The organism is Flavobacterium enshiense (genome assembly GCF_040750275.1).
Lineage (GTDB): Bacteria > Bacteroidota > Bacteroidia > Flavobacteriales > Flavobacteriaceae > Flavobacterium > Flavobacterium enshiense_B.
This window is the reverse complement of record NZ_JBDOCV010000022.1, coordinates 139,167-156,292: the sequence shown is the minus strand read 5'-3', so window position 1 is coordinate 156,292 and position 17,126 is coordinate 139,167. Positions and strand designations below refer to the sequence as shown.

Genomic DNA, 17,126 nt, shown 5'->3' with positions numbered 1-17,126 from the left:
TTTGCGTAAAACTTAACAATAACTCATACTTAAAATGAAAAAAACTTTACTTGTTGCGATTACGGCTTTTGCCATATCCACCGGATATGCTCAAACCGACAAGTTTTGGAAAGCTTCAGACGGTAAAAAGGTTGAAGTAAACAAAACCGCTCAAAGGGACAACTTCCCTCAAGAATTCAAACTTTTCGATTTAGAAGTAAATTCAATTAAACAAACACTTCTACAATCTGTAACCTCAAAAAACACGGTAGTCATTACATTACCGAACACTAATGGTGGTTTTGAGCGTTTTCAAATGGTTGAATCTTCAAATTTTGAACCAGCATTACAAGCTCAATTCCCGGGAATTCGCTCTTTTATTGGAGTTGGTTTGGATGACAACGGAGCTCAGGTTAATTTGAGTTTGGATCCTAGAGGTATTCAAACCATGGTAACCAGAAACGACAGAAGAAACGAATTCATGGAGCCTTATTCAACAGATGGTAAAACATATGCTGTTTACAACTCATCGAGAGAAAGAGGCAAACTTCCTTTTACATGTACGACACAGGACCACGAAATTGCTAACGGTTTAGACGAAAGAGCAGCTCATTTGTCCCGATCAAATTCTGGTCAATTGTTAACCTTCAGACTTGCTTTGTCTTGTACTGCAGAATATGCTAATTACTTTGGCGCAACAAGTTCTGCACAAGTTGCTAATGTTATGGCAGCTTACAACGCTACTCTAACACGCGTTAATGGAGTTTACCAAAAAGACTTAGCTATTCGTTTATCGTTGATTGCAAACACTACCAACGTTATTTATTATAACGCAGGTTCAGACCCATATTCGGATGCTGCAAACATGAACAACTGGAATGCGGAATTACAAACCAACCTTACAAGTGTTATCGGAGATGCCAACTATGATGTAGGACATTTATTTGGTGCTACAGGTGGTGGTGGTAATGCCGGATGTATCGGATGTGTTTGTAATTCAGGTAAAGGAAGTGCCTACACATCACCAGCTAACGGTGTTCCTGCAGGAGATGCCTTCGACATTGATTACGTTGCACACGAATTCGGACACCAATTTGGAGCCAACCACACTTTTACCCACAGTACTGAAAACAACACGGCTAACTACGAGCCGGGATCAGGTTCTACAATCATGGGTTACGCAGGAATTACTTTTCGAAATGTTCAAATGAATTCAGATGATTATTTTCATGCCAGAAGTATTGAGCAGATTCAGAGCAACATGGCATCAAAATCTTGCCCTACTGTAACATCAATTACACACGGAGCACCTGTTATAGCAGCTTTACCAAACTACACGGTTCCAAAAAGCACACCTTTTATGCTTACCGGTTCTGCAACAGATGCAGGTGGCGGCACTTTAACATATTGCTGGGAACAGTATGATGAGGCATTCACAAATGGAGCGCTTTGTGGCGACACCAATACGGAAGGTGATAGTGACTGTGTTCCTATAGACACTAAAACAACTGGACCAGTTTTCAGATCATATTCTCCAACTACATCTCCTACAAGATACTTCCCTAGAATGGCATCTGTAATGAATGGACTTACCACTACTTCTGGATCAGATATTTTAACAGAAGCGCTACCTTCCATAACAAGAACATTAAACTTCAGACTTACTGTTAGAGATAATGTTGCGGCAGGTGGGCAGACAAACTATGCTAATACAGCAGTGAATGTTGACGGAACAAAAGGTCCTCTTACGGTTACTTCGCAAAATACAGCAGGTATCGTATGGGCTCAAGGCTCTACACAGACTATTACATGGGCAGTTAACAACACTAACACAATTACTGGCGGTGCAAACGTAGACATCTTACTATCAACAGATAACGGAGCAACTTTTGCAACTACATTAGCAACTAACATTCCTAACAATGGTAGCACAACCATTACGGTTCCAAACGTAACAGCTGCTAACTGTAGAGTTATGGTAAAAGCGAATGGTAATATTTTCTTCAATGTAAATACTAAAAACATTGCAATCGGAAACTATACTTATCAATCAGTTAATGCTTGTAACGATTACACTTTCAATTTGAACTCGCCTATTACCGAGAGTACAACTTCTTATTCAGGTTTTTCTTTACCTATTGCAGACAGCTTTACCGTAACAGATGTAAATGTGGAACTTAGTGCTACACACCCTAACATCAATACGACACAGTTTGCTATTTCATCACCAACAGGATATGCAGTTACACCAACACCTGTATTAAGCCGCTTAATAAGAGCTAACAATACTTGTCCTGCAGGAGGAGTTAACTTACACAAGTATTTTGATATGAGTGGTACTGCTTTCAACTGTACTAACACAACTAACAATGTAGCTACCCTTCCAACTGACGATATTTCAACCGCTAATTACAACGGTACAAATTCTGCAGGAAACTGGTACATTTGGTTTGTGGATATAAATAATACAGACGGTTTAACAGGTACTATCAATACGTTGCGATTAAATTTATGTTATACGCAGTTAACACCTGTTTTAGCTAACGAAACTTTCGGATTAGAAAACTTCAACCTTTATCCTAATCCTAACAAAGGTAACTTTAACGTTCAGTTTACTTCTAACTCGTCTAACGAGATCAAAATCGGAGTACACGATTTAAGAGGTCGTTTGGTATTTGAAAACAACTTCCAAAATACAGGAACTTTCAACCAGAATGTAACTTTAAATAACGTTCAGTCCGGAATCTACATTGTAACGGTTCAGGATGGTGAAAGAAAAGAAGTGAAAAAAATTGTTGTTGAGTAAGCAATAAAAATATCACACAAATAAAAAGAGGCGTTTTAAGCGCCTCTTTTTTATTTTCCGTTATATTCACTCATAGTATTACCCAAACCGGCTAATGCGAAAGAATTTATAGCCTGAACCGCCATATCCATCCGTTCGATCAGTTTCACTTTTTCTTCTTCATCCCATTCACCCAAAACATAGTCTACTTGTCTCCCTTTTTTGAAATCATCACTGATACCGAAACGAAAACGCGGATAATCGGCAGAATTTAAAACTAATTGAATGTTTTTCAGTCCGTTATGCCCACCATCACTGCCTTTGGGTTTGATACGAATGGTTCCGAACGGCAAATTCAGATCGTCGGTAATCACCAAAACGTTTTCCTTGGTAATTTTTTCTTTTTCCATCCAGTACTGCACCGCTTTCCCACTCAGGTTCATATACGTATTGGGCTTCAGAAGGACAAGCGTTCTTCCCTTAACCTTATACTCGGCTACCGAACCCAACTTGGCTGTTTCAAACGAAAGGGATTCTTTTTTAGCCAGATGATCCAGGATTTTAAAACCAATATTATGACGCGTGTTAACGTATTCGGCTCCGATGTTGCCTAAACCTACGATTAAAAACTTTTTACTCACTTCGCTTGTATTTTTTTGGTGGTGTTCCAGAATCTCCGATTTTATGGAATCGGGCGATTCTTTCGGGGGAATTTCTTTTCTGAAGATGTTTTTAAGCCATTTCACAGCACAAAAGTAGTGGAATTTCAAAAGGTTTCCAAAAAGGCGGTAAAATCACCCTAATAGCCCCGATGGAAGTGAAAGCTTCGCAGCGGAGCGGAGAACTATAACGGACAGCGGGAATTGCCATTCCTGAGAAGCTCTAACCTTTCACTTCGCCATTCTATTCTATTCGCAACGTAAAAAGACAACCGCAGATTCACAGGTTAGAACTTTTAAATCTGCAAATCTGCGATTAGATAAACTAAAATTTTTGGGAATTATTTTAAAACTCCTTTTCAGAAACCACCCTATCCTATGAGCACCCCTTCAAAGGAGGGAATAAAAAAAGTCCCGATAAAATCGGGACTCTTGATATGGATGGGATCGAAAAATTATTTTTTCTTTCCTTTTGCTCCTTTTTCTGCTTTGGCTGCTTCCTGAGCTGCTTTCATCGCCGCACGAGAGATCTTCACCTGACAGATAACTGTATTATCCGGTTGTAACAATTTGAAATTGTTAGTAGGGATTTTAGTGATGTACAATTTGTTACCCATTTCTAATTCCGTAACGTCTGCCTCTACGAAATCAGGCAAGTTAGCCGGTAAAGCTCTTACTTTTAGTTTACGTTGGTTTAAACGTAAAACACCACCAGCCATAACTCCTTTAGAGTTACCGATAACTTTCACAGGAACCTCCATAGTGATTTCCTTTTTAGGATCTAACTGGTAGAAGTCGATGTGTAAAATTTTGTCAGACACTGGGTCGAACTGGATATCCTGTAGGATAGCCTCAAAGTTTTTTCCACTTGCCAATTCAACTGCAACTGTGTGCACGTTTGGAGTGTAAACTAAACCTTTAAAGCTTTTTTCTTCAGCGATAAAATGTACTGGTTGATCTCCTCCGTATAACACGCAAGGTACCATTCCAGCATTACGTGCCGCTTTCGTTGCCGATTTGCCCACGCTTTCTCTTTCAGATCCTTTGATCGTAATTGATTTCATTGTGAAATATTTAAATAATTAATAAAATACTATACTATAAACTTCCCGCTAATGGAGTTGTTATTTTGCACCATATGCATTACTTCTGCAAATAATGGGGCGCAAGATACAACTTTTATTTTAGCACTTTCTCTTTTCAACGGAATAGAATCGGTTACGATTAATTCCTGAATCTGAGAATTTTCAATTTTCTCGTATGCACCACCCGATAAAATGGCGTGTGTACAAATGGCTCTTACGCTTAAGGCCCCTCTTTCCATCATCATGTCGGCTGCTTTGGCCAAAGTACCTCCGGTATCGATCATGTCGTCTACCAAAATCACATTTCTGCCACGTACATCTCCGATTAACTCCATGGTATCGATTACGTTAGCCTGTTTTCTTTGCTTGTAACAAATTACCACATCCGATTCTAAAAATTTAGAATACGCATAGGCTCTTTTTGAACCGCCCATATCCGGTGATGCAATAGTTAAATTCTCTAAATTTAAACTTCTTACATACGGCAAGAAAATGGTCGAGGCAAACAAGTGATCCACCGGTTTTTCGAAAAACCCTTGAATCTGATCGGCATGCAAATCCATGGTCATGATTCGAGTGGCTCCCGCTGATTCCAATAATTTGGCAACCAGTTTCGCTCCTATCGGCACTCTAGGTTTGTCTTTACGATCTTGACGCGCCCAACCGAAATATGGTATTACCGCTGTAATGTGTCGTGCCGATGCTCTTTTTGCCGCATCGATCATTAACAGCAATTCCATTAAATTATCCGCACTTGGAAATGTTGAACACACCAAAAATACGCGCAATCCACGGATGGACTCTTCAAAAGACGGCTGAAACTCACCGTCACTGTATGTTGAGAACGTTACCTTGCCTAGCTCCGTACCATAGTGTTTTGCTATTTGTTCTGCAAGATAGACACTTTGTGAACATGCAAAAATTTTTGCTTCCGGTTCAATGTGTGACATTTTAATCTGTTGTTTTTATCCGCTACGCACCATACAATTCAACTTTATTTTTTTACTAAAGTCCAATATGTATAACTACCTAGGGTGTAGTTAGTTGAGTGTTGTGTTGCTCTAACGCGGTGCAAATTTAGAAATTAAATTCAACTCTGAAAGCAATTTTTTCTTTTATTTTTTGATTATATCTCAAATTTTTATTTACATTTGCACCCACAAATTGAAACAATCAATTTCCAGGATGCATCAAAAACATCCTAGCCCGCAAGCCGCGGTGGCGGAATTGGTAGACGCGCACGACTCAAACTCGTGTACTTAGGTGTGTGGGTTCGATTCCCACCCGCGGTACAAAACCTCTCAACAATGAGAGGTTTTTTTATTTCACACCTTTTGATTATTGGATTTTTGACAATAGGCTAATTTTATCCGCCACGGTCCCTCTTTCAAAAAGGCGGACAACCTTAAAAATCCCACTAGCCACATAGCCGGGATTACTGACCAACCTGGCAATCTCCCGAACTCTTTCGTCCCGTTTAACAATAGCCAACCCTACTTCCTGCCGGTTCATTGGCGCTAATTCCAAAGCAAACGCCCAAGCCCCTTCCCGAGCTGTTTGCATGCTAAAATCTACCAGAAAGGTATCAACGCTATTAGTGTACTTTAAGATGATTTTCAAGCGCGGCCATACTTCAGACAAAGCAGTTTCCACACCATCTACCAGACTTGCCAAAATAGCATTGATGGTATCAAAGTCCTGCTTCAACTTATGAATTTCATCTCCTGGACATACCTGAGCCGCTGCCACGCCCAAATCCAGGTTGATATGGGCATTGATCCCCAACAACAAATGCTGTAAGAGTATCGGCCAATACTGCTGTGATTTCTCAAAGGCAAATCTCCAACAGTTTGAACAAGCCTGCTGTTCCTGATATTCGTAATAAGCTTTGAGGTAGCGATTAGCAAAAACCACATCAAGCTGTTCCATTCGGGGACCGTCCTGAAAAGTTCCGGCCGCAATTCCTTCTTTTACTTTAATTGTTACTTTCTGATACAGTGCTGCGAAATATCCTAAAGGCGACTGATCGGTTTTGGAACGGTTAATAATTTCTTCCAGTAATACAATGACATCTTCAATAGTTTTAGCCTGCTTAATACTCATTTTAAAGTGTTATTTTATGAAATTTCCTTCAAAAATAAATATTTTGATTCACGTAACAAGGCAGCAAAAACCGAAATTGGAAAAACTCACCCTCATCATATAAAGTCTGAAACCGCTTTTACTCAATCTGTTCCCAACAAAATTTTTTACTTCGTTTCGAATTGCCTATTTTTGAACCGAACAAACTAATGATGTATGAGCACAACCACTAGACACAACTGGACGAAAGAAGAAATCATCGCGATATACAACAAACCTTTAATGGATTTGCTTTTTGAAGCCGCTTCCATTCATCGTGTAAATCATGACCCGAATGTGGTTCAGGTTTCCACTTTATTATCGATCAAAACCGGAGGCTGTCCGGAAGATTGCGGATATTGCCCGCAGGCTGCCCGCTACCATACCGATATCGAAGGAAACGATTTAATGTCGGTTTCCCAAGTTAAAGCACAGGCGTTGCGCGCCAAATCAAGCGGTTCTTCCCGCGTTTGTATGGGAGCTGCTTGGAGAAACGTTAAAGACGGACCGGAATTCGATCAGGTATTGGAAATGGTGCGTACCATCAACAAACTGGACATGGAAGTATGCTGTACGTTGGGAATGCTAACCGAAAATCAGGCACAACGTTTGGCGGAAGCAGGGCTGTATGCTTACAACCACAATTTAGACACTTCGGAAGAATACTATAAAGAAGTTATTTCAACACGCGGTTTTGAAGACCGTTTGCAAACCATTGAAAATGTTCGCAAAACCAACGTAACGGTGTGCAGCGGCGGAATCATCGGAATGGGTGAAAGCATCGAAGACCGCGCAGGAATGTTAGTAGCACTATCTACCCTGAACCCGCAACCGGAATCCGTGCCGATTAACGCATTGGTAGCCGTAGATGGCACCCCGATGGAAGACGAAAAACCAGTAGAAATCTGGGAAATGATCCGTATGGTAGCCACTACACGAATCGTAATGCCGGAAACCCAGGTACGCTTGTCTGCCGGAAGAACGCAAATGTCTCGAGAAGGACAGGCAATGTGCTTCTTTGCCGGAGCGAATTCGATTTTTGCCGGAGACAAATTATTAACGACACCAAACCCGGATGTTAACGAAGACATGAAAATGTTTGAATTGTTAGGATTACAACCGCAAAAACCGTTCATCAAATTAATGCAGCCGGAAACAGTAGAAGCCGAAGATTCAAAATTCCAGGCGTTAGGCGAAAAACCAAAATGGTCAAGACCAGGACACACGATTGAAAGAAACCTTGAAGCGCAAACCAAAGGAAAAGAGTGTTGTTAATCTTTATTATTTGTAAAAACCTTAATATTACCCCATAAATAAAATCCCGGTTTCAGACCGGGATTTTATTTTTAGTATCAATTCGTTTTAGTAAATAACTTTTTTACTCACCACCTGACCATCTTCCAACACCACTTTAACAATTAACGCAGATTGGGTTCTCTGTACTTCAGAAAGCACAACTGCATTTGTCGTCAGTTGTTTCTTCTCGGCAAGTTTTCTTCCTAACACATCATAAACCACCACTTCATTAATCGTTTTTTGAGAGGAACGAACCATAATGGCTTCATTAGCCGCAACTGTAACGGTATTCGGAATTTCCGAAACCTCATCCGATCCTAAAGTACTGTTGGTAAATCGCAATACAAAACGGTTGTTAAATTCACCTGCTTCTGTTGCGAATAGATAATCCGAAGCCTTTAAATCATGAACCACGCGCAATAACCTGTCTTCAAGAAAAATATTCTCATGATTCAAAACACCTTCCGTTTGGGCAACAGCAATCGAATAGCTACCGTTAGCAACCGATTGATACCCTAACGGAATAGCGTCTGTTGTTTCAAACGCAGCTCTTCCCTGAATTTTATATTTTTCCGATCCGATCAGGGAATAAAAAGACGCTAAAGTATTTGATTTAAGATACGCACCATCAAAACCATAATCGTTCCCCGCAGTAGCTTCCGGGAAGAAACCAATCAATTGTTGGCTAAAAACCGAATTATCATTATTGGTCATGTTTATCCATAAACGATTTCTCTCCGCAACATCTTGTTGTTCCTGACGGTAGAAGTTTGAATTGGCATGTGCCGCACTTCGCATACTGTTGTTAAACACCACATTTCCGTTAACAACTGCATCTACTTGAAACCCTTGTCCGGAAGCGACAAAACCGTTCGGCTGTGATGTGTTTCCGGTTCCTGCTGATGAAGTAGCGGTTCCTCCTGATAAATTGTAATAGGCAAAATCATTAGGACTATAAACTGAGCCGTTATAATTTCCAACATGCGTCCAGAAATACAAGGTTCCCGAAATCGCACCGGCGTTGGCCGCAATAAAATCATTGGCACTGATGGCAGAAGGATAAGGATTCCCGATTAAATTATAATCGTCGTTGCTTTTCGCATTATCCAGACTCATTGCTACAGGGATCGTAATGATTCCGTTGTTTACCTTACCACTGAAGGTTACATTTTCCTGTCTTGGGAATACTCCAGCTGTTGAAGCCATTACCGCATACCCTTTACCCGGCTGCATCACCTCTGTTTGTGGCGTAAAAATCCAGGCATCACCATTATCATCATGGGAATCGTTATTGTCGTCACGGAAATTCGATGCATTTAATTTAAAAATCATCGATTGGTTCCAGCCGGAGAAAGCACTTCCGATGGTTCTGTTTTCTACCGGTGACGACCAGAAAGTATAATCATATTTGTCGAAAGCCGAAGACGTTTTATAAACATTGATGGCTCCGTTGTTGGTAACCACTCCGACATTATTGATCATCACCAAAGATCCCTGATTCAAAACCTCAACCAGTGCATTGGCATTAACTGTTAAATCATTGGTGATCTGAGCGTAATTATTAGGCGAAATGGTTAGGCCAAACCCTGAATTCACAACCACACTGCACGCTTCAAGATTACCGTTTATGCTGGTATTATAATTACCGTTTATGGTAACAGCCACATTTTTATTTGGCACGCCGTTCGACCAGCCCGTACCATCCCAAACAGAAGTTATATTGCCACATGGCACAACCAACTCTGTAATAATCTCACGGCATAATTCAATCGAAAAACTGTTTAGTGTACCCGAATTGGAAGGACCTCCGATGGTTTCAATATCTGCTACTCTAAAACGCCAGGTTCCTGCAGAATTCTTCCCATTTAAAGCCGCTAGAAGATTTGTCGGTCGATAAACATTACCTGCGGTAGCACCAGCACAAGAAAACGCTACACCAGCATCATCAAAAGTGGTAATTAAAGAATTTACAGCATTTCCGCAACCATAATCGTCGCTGTGGTACAATTGCACAAACGTCAAATCCGGGTGATTAACACCTAAATACACCTGATTCGCCTTATGAGAAAGGTTAACCCCTACATTAGCATCAGAAATCACAAAGCTGTCCGGCACATTTACCGTAAACGTTTGATACGCCAGTGGATTCTGCTCCACAATATTTGCATTAGGACTCGCGGTATAAGTATTACAAACCGTGGCCACTGAGTAACCAATAGCAAAATCTTCGGTATTGATAGCATAATAATCGTTTCCGACTGGTTCAAGTAACAAACGACAATATGGTGCCATAATGTTAGGCACGGTAATCACTTGCGTTCCATCATTGGGAGTATTAGCAATCAACGTTGTCGGAAAAGTCAATCCGCCGTCTGTAGACAGCAAAATATTCACGTTCGCAGATCCTGCCAAAGCCGTTGTATTGTTAACCGACCAGGTTATGGTTTGCGTACTGCCTTGTGCCCAACTGATTCCTGTTGTATTTTGTGACGTAACAGCAAAAGGCCCATAGGCATTATCAACCGTAACCGTCATATTATCGCTCTCATTACAAGCGCCACCCGCACGGTTGTCACGCACGGTAAATCTAAAATTAAACACGCGATCTACTCCCGATGGAATCTCCCACATGTTTCCGTTCACACCATTGGCTACGTGTCCGGCTAGATTAGGAAAACGACGCATAGCACTTGTAGTTGGTGTAAAAGAACGGTAGTTTGGTCCCGATGTTTTCGTTGTATTCGGATAAGTGGTCGAAGCATCGCCAATATCCATTTGTTCCCAACAGTACGTTAAGCTAGCATTTCCATCAGCATCGGTTCCGCTTCCGGTAAGTTTGAACGCAGTGCCAATGGGAAACAATTTGTCTGCACCTGCGTTAGCTGTCGGAACTGCATTTCCGGTTGGAATAACCACCGGACAAACTTTCCCTTTAATATTATTGGTTACCTGCTGAATACTGATAGCATGAAAATAAGCATCACTATGAGCCTGAACATCCGTTGCTCCGGTAATCCCAGCATACCCCATAATGGTACTTCCGCTTCCCGGCTCTAATTGCGCTACGGCCACTTGTGTAGAATGGGTAAACGTATGATTTGCACCAAACTGATGTCCCAATTCGTGCGCCACATAATCGATATCGAAAAAGTCTCCTTGCGGAATACCGTCTGCCGGTGAAGTATATCCTCTTCCCTTTTGTCCGTCTACGCATACACATCCAATACAACCCGCGTTACCTCCACCACCAGTAGCCCCAAACAGGTGACCTACATCGTAATTAGCTTCTCCGATAACCGAAGTAAGGGTGCTCTGCAATTCCGCATTCCAGTTGTTCATATTGGCAGCTGCAGAATACGGATCGGTATTGGCATTGGTATACACCACATTAGCATTGGTTCCGATTAACACCATGGTAGCATTAAAATCGTTTTCAAACACACCGTTTACTCGGGTCATGGTCGCGTTAATGGCCGCCATAGCACCCGCCACAGTTCCACCGTGAAAAGCTGTATATTCTCCCGTACAAGACATTGCTAAACGGAAACGGCGCAACTGTGAATCATCGGCATTGTTTAAGACACCTCTGTTAAGAATTTCTTCAGATATAATTGTATCATCAGTATAACAGGTAAACGGCAACTTGGAACCTGCTTGTTTGCTACGGGCAAAAACAATGTATTTATTTCCGTCAGCAGTTAACGGATCTATGATTACGGTTCCTTTATCCGCGGTACGAATCAAAGCACTAAAGCCTTTTTCCGGGGACATACTAAAACGAATTACAGCAGAAGGATTCGTTATTCCCACACCGGCATACGACCGGATAGCAGGAAACTGCGCCTGAAGCTGCGGCTCCATGACAGACGCTTCGAAAATTGTAAACCGTTCTAAATTACCGTCTGCAATGGGCACGGAAAGCTCGATACGTTGCAGTACAGATCCCGAGGAAATTTTACTTAGTTCCTTTTGAAGTTTTTCAGTATTTAAAACAAAAACTTTAGATTCTTTGGGAAGGTCTTTTTTAAAAGACAGTTCTTTATTATCTGACGGCGTTAGTTCCGCAGGCGTCCAAAACTGGTTCTCTTGCGCAAATAGAGAAACAGCTGTTAATTGCAACAATGCAATCAGCAGGAGTTTTTTCATGACTTGGGTTAAAATTAGTTAGTTAGGTGGCGCAATATTATTCCATTTTTAATAAATCCACAAAGAAATACCTAAAAAAAGCACAAATAAAAAAAGCGTCAAACCCGTGAGTCTGACGCTTGTAATAAAAATCTTTATTTCTTTTAGTAAATTACTTTCCTGTCTACAACCTGACCATTTTCAAGCGTCACTTTTACTATAAGTGCACTTTGAGTTGGTCTTATGTTTGTCATGCTGTATGTAGTGGCACTAACGTCTTTTTTCTCAGCGATTTTTCTACCTAAAACATCAAACACGGTGATATCTTTTATAGTTTCTAATGACGAATTCACGTTAATTGCATTATTAGCAAAAACATTCACACCATTGGCAACCGCATCAAATTCCCCGTTACCCAAAGTAGCATTGGTAAAACGCAATACAAAACGATTATTTACAAAACCGACAGCATCAATGGTAAAGAAGTACGGATTGGCTCTCAAATCGTGGATTACATTCAACAAACGGTCTTCCAGATAAATTTCCTGATGTGCTGCAAACAAACCATCTAAAGCACTTAACCCAATGGAATAGGTTCCTATAGCCGGAATTTTCACCCCTAACTGAACCTTATCTTGATTATCAAACGGCAAAGTTCTACCTTGTATCGCCATTTTTTCATCATTTATAACGGAATAAATTGCCATACCATTGCCTAGTGCGTTGGTTATCGCATCATACAACCTGTCTTTTTCATAGGTTGCATTCGTAACATAACCAATTAACGTTCGGGTTGAATTGTTATTGGCATTTGCTAAATCTAACCAAATTCGGTGTTTTTCGTCTGCACCGTTGCCATTTCTTAAAGCTCCCGCTGATGCTTGTCTGTAAAACTGCTCATTGTTATGTGCTTTATTTCGCAACGAATTATTAAAGGTGACAGTACCGGAAGCGGCAGGTCCATCATTCATGTTAACCATAAAACTTTGTCCTCCTGCAATAAATCCGTTAAAACCACCCGGTCCGCTTACGGTTCCGGTTCCGTTATAAACGATATAGTCGTCAACGGTATAATTGTAGGTATAACTGTCGTAAATCGGGTTAGTAATGGAAGTTGACGGCGATGTGCCATGCGTCCAGATTCTGACAGCGCCTTCTATATTAGTATTTAAAGTTAGGAAATCTAACGCATTAATAGCCGAAGGATATGGATTTCCTAATAAATTCCAGTTATCATCTTTATTGGTAATGATTGTTCCGTTGCTTCCTGTAAAATCAGCTCCGGTATAATTAGCTCTTGCAATAGTCGGCTGAACCACACCATTGCGAGGAACCCCCGTAAACATTCTTGAAAAAACGTTACGCATAATATAACCCACACCCGGTGCCATGGCAGTATTTCTGGCTAACAACCAATACCCCCAACCGCCGTTTGGATTCGCATAAGTAGGATTCCAGCGATAAACAAATCCGGTTCCCGGTGTATTTACAGTACTTACCGGAGAAGACCAATACACATAATCTAGATTAGCCCCAGTAGTATTTCTCTCGTAGTTAATGTTTCCGGTATTGATTCCGGTATCATTAATTTGAACTAACGAACCGTCATCACGAACATTTACTGTTCCGTTTACCGTTAAATTACTTTGAATTTCAACATAGTTAAGCGCTTTAATCTCTAAAGTATAAGTCGCATTAACCACTAAACTACAACAAGAGAAACTACCGTGTACTGAAGTATCGTAATCACCGTTAATCGTTGCGGCAGAGGTTAAAGTCGGAACCCCATTATCCCATGCAGAACCGTTCCAAGTAGTAGACGTAGCCCCCAAACTCAACATTGTTGCGCTTGAAGCCACATAACAGGTAGCCGTATCCTCCATTACTTGACAATAAAACTGATAACCGTTCAGTCCGGATAAATTGGAAATATTCAACGTATCAGTAGTCACCCCCGAGAATACTCCAGCATTAACCATCATCGTCCAGTTAGCATTCCCTGGCTGGTTATAATACCATTGATAGGTCAAACCAGCACCTCCGAAAACAGCCTCTGTTCCGGTTACGGTTATCTGTGCCGAATTATTACTACAATCAAAATTTACAGTTGGGGAAGACGAAACCGGTGGGTTACGAATTCCATCATACGTATCAATCGTGGAGTAATCATCATTACATGCATTGAAATCAACGATATTCCAATCGGTTGCATTAAAAGTTGTGGTAGGAAGTGGTGTTGCCGTTTCTTTTCGCATGAAATTATATCCAGCAGAACCCAATCCTAAATCGTTGATGAAATAATTAGTGTCGCCACAGGCACCCCAAACATCGATCTCTACACCCAGCTTCAACAAACTCACACAGTCGTTATTGTTGATCCCGCTGTGTACTTCGGTTTGCTCGGCATATTCTGCGTTCCCTCCTGGCACGTCACAATCAGACGGCAGTACAGATGTGGCAAATGTGAAAGACTCCCCTGGGTTCAAAATAAAAGAGTCTAATGGTAAATTTACCACAGCCGGAGGATTTCCATCATTTAAAGTAGCATTGTAGTTGGTAAATCTGATCGAATAATCCACCATATCAATCGGACTCAAAGTTGCATTGAAAATCTCCACATACGACATCGACCCTGAAGACGCATCGGTTACCTGAGAGATAAACAATTCATTAATTCCAGTTGGAGCCGGCGCACAAGTACTGTTATCACCATTTGTCACAGTAAAAGCAGAAAATTTTTGTGTACAGGTACCAGCATCGGTTATGGTTATATCACCGGTTGTAGCGCCCACCGGAACAGTAGCCGTGATTACTGTGTTTGACACAATGGTAAAAGCAGCAGTAAGAGCACCGAATCTTACAGCCGTTGCGCTGGTAAAACCGGTACCGTTAATGGTTACCACAGTTCCAACCGGACCGCTTGTTGGCGTAATTGACGAAATGGTTGTGGTAGGTGTACAAGTAATTCCCGTTCCTTGAACACTGAAGTTATATGGATTTTCATCGCCATCATTGTTAGCAATAGACAACGTAGCCGTACGCAATCCTAAAGCTGATGGTTGAAATGTAATTTCGAAAGTAGCAGAACCCGAAGCAGCAATAGGTGTCGATGGAATGATAGACACGCTGAAATCGGCTGCATTCGTACCTGAAATTGTGACATAAGGATTTGTTCCTGTTAAGTTTAACGGATCTACGCCAGTGTTTTCAATCGTGAATGTTTTCGGAATAATATTCCCTACTAAAGTGGAGCCGAAGTCGGTATTATCTGTTAAATCTGGGCTGGTATCCCCATCAGCTACCTCAATTGAATTCCCAGAAACTCTTATTTCACTATTATTAACATAACATGTCCAAGTAATATCATCAACAATTATCTGATTCGCCGTTATATTTCTAACTTCAATAATACTATTCCCTGAAACATTAATATTGTTTACCACAAATATATGTTCCGAATAATCATCAAACAAAGTTGACACACCATAAGAAACTCCATTTACAAACAATTCAACTTGTCTTGGCCCCGCACCTGTAAAACCTTTATATAACTTTACAGAAAAATTACCAACTCCTGTAGTGACTGTAGAAGAGACCACCTTACTGTTACTAGCGAGATTCCTTAACATTAAGGCTTTTCCACTAATTCCAGAACCGTTTGCATCCCCATTTTCATCTCTAGATTGCGTATAAGTCCAAGTTACGCCATTATTCCCAACAAAAGAGCCATTTGCGTATGAAGCTGTCGCATTTGAATTATTAAAATTTTCAAAACCGCATGATCCAACAGCTAATGTAATTACTAAAGTTTCCGTATCTGTTCCCACAGCATTTGTAGCGGAAATGGTCACATTGTAAGTTCCTGATACGGTTGGCGTACCAGTAATTGCACCTGTAGTCGTATTTACAGACAATCCGGCAGGTAATCCCGTTGCATTATAAGATGTTGGCGATTGTGTGGCCACAATATTATAAGTAAATGCAGTTCCTTGAGCTCCACTAGCGGTTAACAAACTTGTAATGACTGGCACACTCACGCCTTGTCCTTGAATGGCAAAGGTATATGGGTTTTCATTACTATCATTATTCGCAATACTTATTGATGCTTGTCTTAAGCCGTCGGCAGAAGGATCAAAAGTCACTTGAAATGTAGTATTTCCTGATGCTGCAATACTGTTTGAAGGAACCAAAGTTAATGTAAAATCTGCGGCATTTGCGCCGGAAATTGAAACATAAGGATTTGCCCCCGTTAAACTTAAGGCGGCAGTTCCGGTATTTTGAATCGTAAACGTTCTGGCGATTGTTCCTGAAGCTGTTGCAACGGAACCGAAATCGGTATGGTCTGCCGCATCTGGTGTTGCATCACCTGATATAATGGATGTTAAATTTCCTTGCAGGTTGATTTCTGGAGCAGCTCCAGTTGGTGTAACTGTACCATTTACCACGATATCATTACCTATTCCATCACCTGGACCACCTGTCCCTCCAATAGCCTCAGCATATGAATACAATCTGTAAGTTACAGCTGTAGAGCTGTTAGATTGAACAAAGGTGTAAGTAAAAGTTTGTGTAGAGGTATTATCAACAACATTCTTTACCGCATCTAAATTAGTTGTAAATCCATCAACTGAACTTCTCAAAGCAATCTGGGTATTTCCTGTTCCAGATCTTTGCCATTGCACTACAATTGAAGAAACAGAAAACTGATAACTTGCATTAGGAGTAATTGTAAATTCCATATAATCATTACCGGTTACAGCATTTGCTATTGATATAGTCGCCCATGCATCGGCATTAAATCTGTCAGCATTTGCAGAAGCATTCAATCCAGCTCCTCTTGAGATTGTAGAACTTCCAATATTTGGATTATTAAAATTTGAGTTAGCAGTTGCCTCACTTCCAGTAAGTCCTGCAAAATCAAAAGTTAAAATCTGCCCCCAACTCACAACCGAGAACAAAAAAGAAAAAATAAGTAATTTAAATTTCATGTGCATTTTTAGCTGTTTTTAGTGAAATTTCTTATATTTACATTCCCATTTCTCGACCATCGGTAAAAAATGGGGGATAAAGGTACGG

General features: G+C 40.8%; 8 protein-coding genes and 1 tRNA gene. 3 read left to right on the top strand and 6 right to left on the bottom strand.

What is annotated here, in order from left to right; all coding sequences use genetic code 11:
* Window positions 1-34 precede the first annotated feature (34 nt).
* Window positions 35-2,785 carry a zinc-dependent metalloprotease gene (locus ABGT15_RS14510; RefSeq protein ID WP_367232175.1) on the top strand — a complete coding sequence of 917 codons (2,751 nt, stop codon included), beginning with the start codon at window positions 35-37 and terminating at the stop codon, window positions 2,783-2,785.
* A gap of 50 nt (window positions 2,786-2,835) precedes the next feature.
* Here ABGT15_RS14510 and pth read toward each other — a convergent pair whose 3' ends face one another.
* The 3 genes from pth to ABGT15_RS14495 all read right to left on the bottom strand — a co-directional run bounded on the left by pth (window position 2,836) and on the right by ABGT15_RS14495 (window position 5,458).
* A complete protein-coding gene (gene pth, locus ABGT15_RS14505) occupies window positions 2,836-3,450 on the bottom strand; it encodes an aminoacyl-tRNA hydrolase (RefSeq protein WP_367232188.1) in 615 nt (204 codons plus the stop codon).
* A 428-nt stretch (window positions 3,451-3,878) separates the two neighbouring features.
* Complete coding sequence (locus ABGT15_RS14500; RefSeq protein ID WP_367232174.1) at window positions 3,879-4,487, bottom strand: 50S ribosomal protein L25/general stress protein Ctc; 609 nt, start codon at window positions 4,485-4,487, stop codon at window positions 3,879-3,881.
* Window positions 4,488-4,516: 29 nt separating this feature from the next.
* Entirely contained in the window at window positions 4,517-5,458 is a 942-nt protein-coding gene (locus ABGT15_RS14495) for a ribose-phosphate pyrophosphokinase (protein WP_367232173.1), read from the bottom strand.
* A 262-nt stretch (window positions 5,459-5,720) separates the two neighbouring features.
* Between ABGT15_RS14495 and ABGT15_RS14490 the strand changes: the two genes are divergently transcribed.
* Window positions 5,721-5,800, top strand: a tRNA-Leu gene (locus ABGT15_RS14490).
* A gap of 46 nt (window positions 5,801-5,846) precedes the next feature.
* Here the strand turns inward: ABGT15_RS14490 and ABGT15_RS14485 are convergent.
* Window positions 5,847-6,611 carry a DUF5995 family protein gene (locus ABGT15_RS14485; protein ID WP_367232172.1) on the bottom strand — a complete coding sequence of 255 codons (765 nt, stop codon included), beginning with the start codon at window positions 6,609-6,611 and terminating at the stop codon, window positions 5,847-5,849.
* A 195-nt stretch (window positions 6,612-6,806) separates the two neighbouring features.
* Between ABGT15_RS14485 and bioB the strand changes: the two genes are divergently transcribed.
* Complete coding sequence (gene bioB / locus ABGT15_RS14480) at window positions 6,807-7,904, top strand: biotin synthase BioB (protein ID WP_367232171.1); 1,098 nt, start codon at window positions 6,807-6,809, stop codon at window positions 7,902-7,904.
* An 87-nt stretch (window positions 7,905-7,991) separates the two neighbouring features.
* Here bioB and ABGT15_RS14475 read toward each other — a convergent pair whose 3' ends face one another.
* Window positions 7,992-12,071 (bottom strand): reprolysin-like metallopeptidase, encoded by a 4,080-nt coding sequence (locus tag ABGT15_RS14475; RefSeq protein WP_367232170.1) that lies wholly within the window; start codon window positions 12,069-12,071, stop codon window positions 7,992-7,994.
* Window positions 12,072-12,214: 143 nt separating this feature from the next.
* Entirely contained in the window at window positions 12,215-17,038 is a 4,824-nt protein-coding gene (locus ABGT15_RS14470; RefSeq protein WP_367232169.1) for a choice-of-anchor D domain-containing protein, read from the bottom strand.
* Window positions 17,039-17,126 lie beyond the last annotated feature (88 nt).